The sequence below is a fragment of the Agarivorans sp. genome, from assembly GCF_050295395.1.
Classification (GTDB): domain Bacteria; phylum Pseudomonadota; class Gammaproteobacteria; order Enterobacterales; family Celerinatantimonadaceae; genus Agarivorans.
Genome location: NZ_JBNKPP010000231.1, coordinates 1 through 10,001, shown reverse-complemented (window position 1 = coordinate 10,001; position 10,001 = coordinate 1). Strand labels below are relative to the sequence as shown.

At 47.0% G+C, this 10,001-nt stretch carries 8 protein-coding genes and 2 tRNA genes; 3 read left to right on the top strand and 7 right to left on the bottom strand.

What is annotated here, in order from left to right:
- Positions 1-1,480 (bottom strand): bifunctional UDP-sugar hydrolase/5'-nucleotidase UshA (gene ushA / locus ACQY6Q_RS13620; RefSeq protein WP_427982196.1); only part of this gene is annotated, 1,480 nt, incomplete at its 3' end.
- Between the two features lie 143 nt (positions 1,481-1,623).
- Here ushA and hutW point away from each other — a divergent pair.
- Positions 1,624-2,970, top strand: a complete 1,347-nt coding sequence (gene hutW, locus ACQY6Q_RS13615) for a heme anaerobic degradation radical SAM methyltransferase ChuW/HutW (RefSeq protein WP_427982194.1) — start codon at positions 1,624-1,626, stop codon at positions 2,968-2,970.
- Positions 2,971-3,050: 80 nt separating this feature from the next.
- On the opposite strand, the gene ACQY6Q_RS13610 is transcribed toward hutW, so the two are convergent.
- The 5 genes from ACQY6Q_RS13610 to ACQY6Q_RS13590 all read right to left on the bottom strand — a co-directional run bounded on the left by ACQY6Q_RS13610 (position 3,051) and on the right by ACQY6Q_RS13590 (position 7,756).
- Positions 3,051-3,141 (bottom strand) — tRNA-Ser (locus ACQY6Q_RS13610).
- A gap of 50 nt (positions 3,142-3,191) precedes the next feature.
- Positions 3,192-3,282 (bottom strand) — tRNA-Ser (locus tag ACQY6Q_RS13605).
- Between the two features lie 181 nt (positions 3,283-3,463).
- Entirely contained in the window at positions 3,464-4,456 is a 993-nt protein-coding gene (locus tag ACQY6Q_RS13600) for a Gfo/Idh/MocA family protein (protein ID WP_427982192.1), read from the bottom strand.
- A gap of 166 nt (positions 4,457-4,622) precedes the next feature.
- Positions 4,623-6,695: a TRAP transporter permease gene (locus ACQY6Q_RS13595; protein ID WP_427982191.1), complete on the bottom strand. Its 2,073-nt coding sequence runs from the start codon at positions 6,693-6,695 to the stop codon at positions 4,623-4,625.
- Positions 6,696-6,751: 56 nt separating this feature from the next.
- On the bottom strand, positions 6,752-7,756 hold the full coding sequence (locus tag ACQY6Q_RS13590) for a TAXI family TRAP transporter solute-binding subunit (protein ID WP_427982190.1): 1,005 nt from the start codon (positions 7,754-7,756) through the stop codon (positions 6,752-6,754).
- A 451-nt stretch (positions 7,757-8,207) separates the two neighbouring features.
- Here ACQY6Q_RS13590 and ACQY6Q_RS13585 point away from each other — a divergent pair, with 451 nt between their 5' ends.
- Together ACQY6Q_RS13585 and ACQY6Q_RS13580 are read left to right on the top strand one after the other, a co-directional pair.
- Entirely contained in the window at positions 8,208-8,867 is a 660-nt protein-coding gene (locus ACQY6Q_RS13585) for a L,D-transpeptidase family protein (RefSeq protein WP_427982188.1), read from the top strand.
- 46 nt (positions 8,868-8,913) lie between these two features.
- Positions 8,914-9,306 carry a hypothetical protein gene (locus tag ACQY6Q_RS13580; RefSeq protein WP_427982186.1) on the top strand — a complete coding sequence of 131 codons (393 nt, stop codon included), beginning with the start codon at positions 8,914-8,916 and terminating at the stop codon, positions 9,304-9,306.
- On the opposite strand, the gene ACQY6Q_RS13575 is transcribed toward ACQY6Q_RS13580, so the two are convergent.
- Positions 9,303-10,001: sensor histidine kinase (locus ACQY6Q_RS13575; RefSeq protein WP_427982184.1), on the bottom strand; the 699-nt coding region annotated here is incomplete at its 5' end. The two genes, ACQY6Q_RS13580 and ACQY6Q_RS13575, sit on opposite strands and share 4 nt — an antisense overlap.

Sequence of the window (10,001 nt, the reverse complement as noted above, 5' to 3'; positions counted from 1 at the left end):
GGTAGACCCGAGTTTCATCTAGCGCTTGGCCAGCTATTATTACCTCTGTCACTTTTCCTTTGCTAAGCCTAAAGCTGATACCTGAGAATTGTGCATAAGCGCCAGTATCAACCGGCATGTGAGCGACCACATTCAGGTAGTCAAGCAGCTCTCCCCCGCTCATGTCCACATAGGTAAGGGTATTGGAGAAGGGTTGCACCGTGAGTACGTCTTTGTAGCTGATATCCCCTTCCTCAATTGAGGCTCGAATTCCACCGGAATTCAGCACCGCAAAATCGGCGTTAACCCGTTCGCGGTGAGCGCTGGCAATTAAACGCCCTAGATTAGTTTGGCCAAAACGCACCGCCTCCCTATCTCCTACTAAGCGACCTTGGAGTTGCGCTATTTTCACTGCTAGCTGCTTCTGGCCACGCTGTTGATAAGGCGATAACAGCGCTAATACTTCGGGATCTTCAGCGATTTCGGCTTGCACCAAGACCCGTTTCGACTGCCCATCTAGCTGCACTTTTTTCTTCAAATTTACTGGGATCAACTGATAACGTAGCAAGCTTAACTCACCATTTTTATAGCGATAATCGGCTCGCCCCAAGTATTTTCCCCATTCGTAGGCTTGAACAATCCAAGTGCCATTTTGTTGATCGGGTTTACATTCATCACCCGGTTTAAACCCTTGTTGGTACTGATTAACTTCGCCCATACACACCGGCTCTTGCGAGTGCCCGCCCACAATCAAATCTAAGTCACCGTAGTTTAAGGCGCGCGCTAGGCTAACATCACCGGGCGCATTAACTCCGTGTTTAGCATCGGCGTAGTGCCCCATGTGTGTCACGGCAAAGATCAAATCGGGTGAGACTTGTTGTTTTAGCTCTGCTATTACTTGTTTGGCCTCTTGACGAACATCGCGAAATTCAATGTCGGCCACCGTATCGGGGTGAACTAACTTATAGGTATCTTCGGTTGTAAAACCAATCACCGCGACGCTAAGGCCTTGTAAATCAAATAACTGGTAAGGCTGGAACATGCGCTTACCGGTCGACTTACGATAAATATTGGCAGAGAGGAAAGGGAAATCGACCCAACTTTGCTGCTTAGCCAATACCTCTAGGCTGTTATCAAATTCATGGTTACCAATCGCCATGGCATCGTAACCCAGCAAAGCCATCCCCTTAAAATCGGGTTCGGCATCCAGTAAATCGGACTCTGGAACACCGGTATTAATATCACCACCAGAAAGCAGTAATACACTCCCCCCTGCAGCACTCACTTCGGCGCGAATACGCTCGATTAGGGTTTTACGTGCAGCTAAACCATACTCACCATATTGATTTTGCCAGAAACGACCGTGATGGTCGTTGCTATGCAATACCGTGATTTGATAGCTTCGCTCGACCTGTAAATGTGGCTGAGGGCTATAACTACAAGCAACCACGCTGATTACAAGCAGTAGTGAAACCAAGTTTCTTACGCTAAAAACTCGCATTATTCTTCCTTAAATAAACACGCCAGCCTCTAAGCATAGTTGGCAAATAAGCAGCTTACAGAACTCAGCTAAACTTGGACTAGATCAAAAACACGCAAATGATAATGATTTACATTTAGGTTAAATTATTATTCGAGTTAACTATGTCTATGATTAATTCCTCGCAACCACAGCCATTACCTACCAGCTTAACTGGCGAGGCTAGCCCTTCGCCCTTACAATTTGCCTTTGCTAAAAAAACTGGGGCTCATGCTCACCGTGGCGAACGAGCTAGCCTAAGCGGGCAAGCAGCGCTAAGTACCTTAAACCAACAGCTACAACAAAGCCAAGCCAGCCACAGACCCAGAGCCATCTATATTCATATACCCTTCTGTCGAGTGCGTTGCAGCTTCTGTAACTTTTTTCAGTACGCCAGTAAACCGCAAATGATGGATGAATACTTTCAGGGTTTAGAAAAAGAGTTATTAGCCAAAGCGGCCTATCAATGGACTCAAGCAAAACCCTTTGACGCGGTATATGTTGGCGGTGGAACCCCCACCGATTTAAGCGCCCAGCAACTATTTAAGTTAGGCCAATTAATCACTCACTACTTTCCACTAACCTCCAATTGCGAAATCACCCTTGAAGGTCGGCTAAACCGTTTTAGCGATGAGAAGTTCGAGGCGGCCTTAGCCGGTGGATTTAGCCGTTTCTCTTTTGGAGTACAAAGTTTTAATAGCGAAGTACGGCGCGCCGCGAAACGGCTCGATGAGCGAGACTATATACTAGAGCGCCTGCAGCAATTAACCGCCAGCAATAAAGCTACCATTGCCATCGATCTGATTTACGGCCTGCCCCACCAAACACCCGAAAACTGGCAACAAGATCTGCAAGACGTGATTAGCAGCGATGTCGATGGCGTCGACTTATATCAATTACTCACCTTTGGTGGTAGCGCTCTGCAACGTAACATCAATGCGGGTCGCCCCGTCCAGCCTTTGTCCACCAGTGAAAAAGCCCTTATGTACCAACAAGGCCATCAGTTTTTTCAACAACAGGGGCTACGCCAGCTGAGCTACTGCCACTGGGCAAACGGGCCAAAAGAACAGAGCCGCTATAACAGCCTAGCCAAGCAAGGCGCCGAAATTTTGCCCATAGGAGCTGGCGCAGGCGGCAACATCAATGGCTATGGCTTAATGCAACATCGTGACATTGGCCAATGGCAAGCTGAAAATGATAGCCCGTGGCGTTTCCAGCACCTAAGCCTACCTGCTGACAATGCAGAACTAAATGCGGTTATTACTAGCAGCTGCGATAAGGGAGTGATAGAACCAGCAGCACTGGGTCAACAGCTTTTTGAACATTGCCAACCGCTATTTAAGGCATGGCAAAATAATGGCTTGGTGCAGCTTTATCAAGATAAGGTGAAACTGAGTTTGGCGGGACAATTTTGGTCGGTCAACATGGCGAATGCCCTGAATCGCTACTTACAACTCTATCCCAGCCATTAAGGCATAAATAGAGGCTTGAGCTTAAGTTACCAGCAAAGTCATAAAACGAAAAAAGCCACGTTAAACGTGGCTTTCTAAAATGGCGGAGGAGGAGAGATTTGAACTCTCGAGGCGCTATTAACGCCTGCCGGTTTTCAAGACCGGTGCATTCGACCACTCTGCCACCCCTCCGCAGGGGTGCTGCTGCGATTAAAAAAACCATGCATTGCATGGCTAATTAATGGCGGAGGAGGAGAGATTTGAACTCTCGAGGCGCTATTAACGCCTGCCGGTTTTCAAGACCGGTGCATTCGACCACTCTGCCACCCCTCCGCAGCGGTGTGAATATTACGTTTTAGATTTTCGAATGTAAAGAGTGATTACGTTTAACCGCTCGCAATTCAGCCAATTAAACGCAAGTTTTTTGCTTGCGCTTAAATATTAACGTCTGGCTTGCTCAATTTTGTTCAAACAATCGTCAAGCAGCTAAGCGCAAACGCCGCAGCTTAAGCTGCTATTCACCTAAAAACACGTAACGCACACCGACCTGAGAGCGAATTTCATCCATGATTTGCATGGTGGTTAAACTCTCTTGCCAACTCATAATGTCGCTCTGCAATTTGCCAGCTCGCACACACTGCATCACTTCTTCAATTTGATACTCAAAACCACTGGCTCGGAAAGGAGATTCAAAAACCTCGGCAGGCTGACCTTCAAGCTTTAAACACGCTTGGCTAGCCACCCAAAACATTCCCGGTATACGAATAAAGCCTTTGCTGCCATAAATGGTAAAGCTATTTTCGGTGTTACTCATGAAGTTACAGGTAAACTGGCTGGCCGCCTCGCCATAACTCATAGTAACCGAGCAGCGCTCATCTACTCCGGTTTCGCCCACTACACCTTCAGCAAGGATTTTAACTGGACGCTGCTGCATCACATATTGCGACATCGATACGTTGTATACCCCCATGTCAAGCAATACCCCACCAGCCAACTCGGGGTTCAACAAACGGTCGTCATTATTACGCGGAACATTAACGCCAAAGGTTGAGCTTAACAGCTTAATCTCACCAATTTTTTGTTGCTCTAGCCATTCGCGAACTTGGCGCCATGCAGGCTGAAAGCGACTCCACAAGGCTTCCATCAAGAACACCTTATTTTGTTCAGCCAGAGCAATTAACTCTTGGGTTTGAGCTGCATTAACTGTGAGCGGTTTTTCACACAACACCGACTTACCAGCCGCTAAACACATTTTGACACAGTCGTAATGAAAACGATGAGGATTGGCGATATACACGGCATCAACGGCCGGATCGTTCACCAATTGCTGGTAGTCATCCAAAGCATGTTCACCGGAAAACTCCTCGGCAAAGGCTTGCGCCCGAGCCAAATTAGAACTGGCCACGGCATACAAGTGGGCATCGGGGATCACGGCTAGCGCTTCAGCAAAATTTCGCGCAATACGTCCAGGAGCAATCAGCCCCCAATTAAACTTAGCGTTTGTCATAGTGCTTTCTCTAAGAGATATAAGTGCATTTATAGTACCCCGTTTCACTCGGCTTGTTAGCCTTCAAAAGGTTTGAATTTAATAGCAAAAATTAAACTGTGAGCGATATCGATAAAGCGGCATTAAAGATGATAACTTTCATCAAGCCAAACTAAAAAAACATAAATTAAGCAATACTAAGATTAGTGCTGCGCTGCCAATAAATTATAAAACCAAGCAAGATCACTAAGGCAGCCAACTGCCACAACCAAGTAAAGGGATATAATAAGGCCATCGCCAACGCCCCCATCGCCGCACGCTCCCATAATGCTAATCGACGTTTCTGCCACCCTTGCATTAACAAAGTAAAAGCATATAAACCGGGCACGGCAAACACCGACACAGTTAAGGCCTGCAACCAGTCACCTTTGACTAAAGGGGTATAGGCGAAGAGCAAAGGAATAATGTACAAGCCCTTGGCTACCTTCCAAGAGGTAAAACCGGTCGCCATAGGTGGCGACTTAGCAATCGCGGCAGCGGTAAAGGTGCATAAACACACTGGCGGCGTCACATTGCTGTCTTGGGATAACCAAAAAATAATCAAATGCGACGCTAACAATAACATCGCAATTTGGGACTCATCCAGCAACATCGGCCTCAACAGGCCCAACATTTCGTCGGGCGCATTACTCAGTAAACTTTGTGCCTGCGCAAGACTCATCGCCCCTTGCTCTGGTGAAACCCCAAGTAGCATTAACACCGCATTTACCTCGTCACTTAAGCCTCCAGCAGATAACACTTGAACAAACTCGGCATTGGCTAACAATTGCAATAAGGCTGGAGCCGATAAAGTGGCCAATACGATGTATGAAGCGGTAACCGGCAACCCCATGCCCAATACCAATGACGCCATCGCCACCAGTAATAACGCAAACAATAAGTTGCCACCCGACCACTCGGTAATCATTAATGAGAAGGTATTACCAATACCGGCGGTGGCGATAACGTTAACAATTAAGCCCACCGAACACAGCAAAATAGCTGTGACCACCATATTTTTTGCGCCTAAGGCAAAGGCGTCGCCAATGGCGGAAAACCCCATTTTATTAGGCGTAAACCAAGAGCTAACAATCACCGCCAGTATCGCAATAACCGCCGCATAGGTAGGTGTGTAGCCCACCACCAGCAATACAATCAATAATGAAACCGGAATAATAAAACTCAAACCCTCACGCAACATCATCGGTAGCAGCGCAGGCCCCTTCTCCATGGTGCGAGTCAGTCCTAACTTATAAGACTCGGTGCGAACGTAAAATACCAAGGAAGCAAAATATAAAATGGCGGGCAGAATGCTCACCATCACAATGGTGCTATAAGGAATTTGGGTATAACTGGCCATAACAAACGCACCCGCCCCCATAATCGGCGGAACAATTTGTCCACCAGTAGAAGCAGAGGCCTCTACCGCGGCGCTAAAACGTGGGCTAAAACCGGCGTTTTTCATTAAGGGAATGGTGACCACCCCCGTTGATGCCGTGTTGGCCACCGCGCTCCCCGAAATCGTTCCGGTAAGGCCCGAGGCAATAATCGCCACAATGCCTGGCCCCCCTACCATTTTACTGGCAATGCCTTTGGATAAATGAATCACAAAGTCACCAGCGCCCGAGCGCAATAAAAAGGCCCCAAACAGAATAAACATGAAGACAAAACTGGCGGAGATACGTGCGATATTGCCAAAAATGGCGTCATCACCAAACAAGCTGCGAAATAGCAGGGTTTCAGCACTGAGTCCTTTAAATTGAAATACCCCGGGTATCAGATTACCCCACCAAGCAAGATAAGAAATGGCCACCACAATCAGGATCGGAATAACCCAACCGGTGGTGCGTCGAGTCATGTCGATGGCACCCAACACCACAATGCTGCCGCATATCCAGTCAAGGGTAACTAAACGTAACCCGCGGGCGTAAATCATATCTTCAGCAAACAATAAATACAGCGCCGAGCCGGCAATCGCAATCACCCAAGCCTTATCCACCCAGCCTAATATCCCTTGGCTAAATAGCGGCTTAATTAGACCACACAATAAAACAAAGCCAGCAAAGTGAATGATGTTTTGTTGCAACACCGCAATGTCGGCAAAGATATTGAAATAAACATGAATCAGGCTAATTAACACACCTAGTCCATAGATTAAGGGCACGGCGCGAGTCTCTTCAATCTCCTGACGAATACTGTCAGGTACGGCATTCCATTGCATAGTAAAACCCAAACAGAGCTAATGAGAACCTAGGCCCAACGGGCCTAGGATAAGACTTATTTCGCGATTAATCGCTCAGGGATGTCAAGACCAGCTTCGCGGTAATAACGCACAGCGCCGGGATGTAGCGGCGCAGGTAAACCTGCCAGAGCCTTATTTAAGGCCATTGCTGAGGTTGCTTTATGAATAGCTTGTAAAAAGCCTAAGTTTTCATAAATAGTTTTAGTCAGTAAATACACAAATTCTTCATCAACATCGGCATGCACCGCTAAGAAGTTCGGTTGGGCAATTGTGTTCCAATCTTGGTCTAAGTTAGGATAAGTTCCGCCGGGAATGACATAACGAGTCCACAAATCTAAGCCGCCATTTACCTGCTCAATTTGCTGGTCAGTTACATCAAGAGGGCTAATGTCATCGGCGGCAGCGGCAAATAATTTGGTTACCGCTCCAGTGGGCGCCCCAGCGGGAGTGTTAATCGCCTCTACCTGACCGTTTTGCAAGGCTTCGGCTGAAGGACCATAACCGGCCGAAAATAATGACATCTGCTTGTCGATATCTAAGCCGAGGTTACCTAAAAGAAAACGGTTAGAACCAATGGTGCCAGAGTTTTTCTTACCAAAGGCGACCTTTTCCCCTGTCAACGCTAATAAGTCACTCAAATCGCCTTTTTTCGCATGTTCTTTCTTCACCACAAACTGTTCGACGTTTTGCCATAACATAGTGATAGAGCGTAAATGAGTCTGCTTACCTTCTTTCTCTAGCGGCCCGGTACCATTAGCAGCATAAGAGCCATACAAACCCTGCAAAATCGCAAACTGGGCTTCTTTATCTCTAAGCAGTTTAATATTTTCGGCAGAACCGGCTGAGTTAATCGCCGATACGCTCACTTGATGCTGGGGTTGGATCTTCACCTTGGTTAAGGTGGCCAAGGCCACCCCTACGGGATAGTAAGTACCGCCGGTACTGGCGGTGGCTAATAAATAATTGCTAGGGTTCTCAGCTTGAGTAGAAAAAGACAATACACCTACAATTAACGCGACCTTTCTCAGCCAATGACGCATAGTTTTACTCTCCTTAGTAAACAGTCAGAACAGCCAGACACTAATCATGTTAGCGTTCCGGCAAAATGGTCTTTCGACTGATCCTAGTCAGACAACCCAACATTAACAAGTTATTAACAAGCGAACTGCGACTAAAGTTGAACCAGCAAACTACTCACCAAATTACTTCAGATCGAGGGTTTAATAAGCAGGAGAAATGCGAACCGCCGTTAAAGCTTGGCTAAATATATCCACTTGAGCAGGCTCACTAAACAAATTAGCCCCCAAGGACTTCAGCAACATGACTCCCCTCCAGTTTCGGCTACCGCTTAGACTAAGCTCACGCTTTAAACATCAAGGCGGCTAGCAGTTCTGCTTAAGTGCAAGTACACTGCTTTTGTTAATCATATTAGAGTAGTCTGCTTTGCGTTCTCAGCCACTTTTTTACAGCGTCTTACTTTGTTTGTGCAGTGTGACGGCAACCGCCAGCAACTGGCCGGAAACGAAACTCATTGGCCAAGACAAGCGCTCTGTTAAACAGGTGATTCAAACCTATCACAACGACAGTTTAAAGCGGCTGCTTCCTTTGTTTGTGGCGGCCAAAGTCGATTACCCGCCCAAGCAAATAACCCTGTTGGCCAGCAAACGCTCCCGCAGGCTTGAGCTATGGGCTGATAGTGGCGAAGGTTATAAATACATTCATACTTATTGGATCCGCCATGCCAGCGGCAAGGCCGGCCCCAAATTACGCGAAGGCGACCATCAAGTACCGGAAGGGATTTACCAAATTGAAGCCCTTAATCCCAACAGCCGCTTTCATCTCTCAATGAAACTGAACTATCCCAATGACTTCGATTTAGCCATGGCCAAAAACGAACAACGCACCCAGCCAGGCTCTAATATATTTATTCACGGTAAAGCTTCATCGGTAGGCTGCCTGGCCATTGGTGATAAAAACATTGAAGACTTATTTGTATTAGTGGAACGGATCGGCCCCGGTAACAGTAAGGTAGTCATCGCTCCCCACGACCCTCGCTTATTACCGTTATTTCCGGTGCCTTCACACTTACCGGAATGGACAGCCCAACTTTATCGACAAATTCAACAACAATTTGAACAATTTAAGCAATGAGTTAGGCTAAGAGTAAGTAGTAATCTGGATATAGGAGAAGCGCTCAATGCCGATTGTGCACATACGTTCGTTAGCCCTTCCTAACACCGTTAATATGCCAAAGCTAATAGAACAGCTGGCCATCGCCTTTGCCAAGCAGGCTAACATTCAGCTAGAGCATATCAGTATTGACTGGAGCTTCACCCCGGCCGGACACTACTTTGTTAATAAGAAAATTTATCAGCAACAGGAAGTTCATCAGCCGCCCATTATGGTGGAACTGCTGATCCCCGATACTCATAATGAAAAGCGCCAACAACAACTGTTAACGGTATTGGCTGAGGTGATCCACCAGCATAGCCACATCGCTATGGATAATATTTTTATTTCTCTACGCATCGCCAAGTCGGGAAGTATATTCGACAATGGCAAAGTGGTTGTTTGGCCGCAAAAGGGCTAGCTCAAGCTAGCGTTGCCGCGAGGAAGGCAAATAGTAAAACCTAGTCCCTGCGGCTTCACCTGAAAACATTCGACGCTACCTAGCAGGTGTTGATTAACCAAATTGTAAACTTGGTTTAAGCCTAAACCCACATTGCCTGAGCTTCGCCCAGTGGTATAAAAGGGGTTGAATATCATGCCAATATGCTCGTCTGCGACTCCACTGCCATTGTCCTGATAACGGAGCAGCACTTGCTCTGGCTGAGCCTCTATCTCCACATGAATATGCGGATACAGGTGTTGATTAAAGCCATGCTGGACCGAGTTTTCCACCAAACAGAATAGCACTAACTCTAACGCCCGCTGGTTAAAGCGTAACGACGGGTTATGCCCACTGACACTCAATTGCACATGCTGTTCACTGTAAGGCTGCAACAGCATTTGAATTTGCGGTTCTATCCACGTTTTTAAGTTAACTTGCTGCACGCGAGTATCTATGTCACTACCAGCCAGCGACTTAAAGCTATTAACCAAAGCTGCCGAACGCTGCAGGCTGCTTTCCAGCAATTGCGCCCCAGCCAAGCCTTGGCTTAACATTTGCTCTAAGTCAGCACGCGCCAAACTCCCCTGCTGCATTTTATCTTCTATTTGCCGGTAATTACCGCTCAATTGTGAGGCTGCTGTAATACCCACACCAAGAGGGGTATTTAGCTCATG

Excerpts from the sequence above, each read along its gene's own strand:
- hutW (WP_427982194.1), top strand. The coding sequence starts at position 1,624 with ATGTCTATGATTAATTCCTCGCAACCACAGCCATTACCTACCAGCTTA.
- ACQY6Q_RS13600 (WP_427982192.1), bottom strand. The coding sequence starts at position 4,456 with ATGACAAACGCTAAGTTTAATTGGGGGCTGATTGCTCCTGGACGTATT.
- ACQY6Q_RS13595 (WP_427982191.1), bottom strand. The coding sequence starts at position 6,695 with ATGCAATGGAATGCCGTACCTGACAGTATTCGTCAGGAGATTGAAGAG.
- ACQY6Q_RS13590 (WP_427982190.1), bottom strand. The coding sequence starts at position 7,756 with ATGCGTCATTGGCTGAGAAAGGTCGCGTTAATTGTAGGTGTATTGTCT.
- ACQY6Q_RS13580 (WP_427982186.1), top strand. The coding sequence starts at position 8,914 with ATGCCGATTGTGCACATACGTTCGTTAGCCCTTCCTAACACCGTTAAT.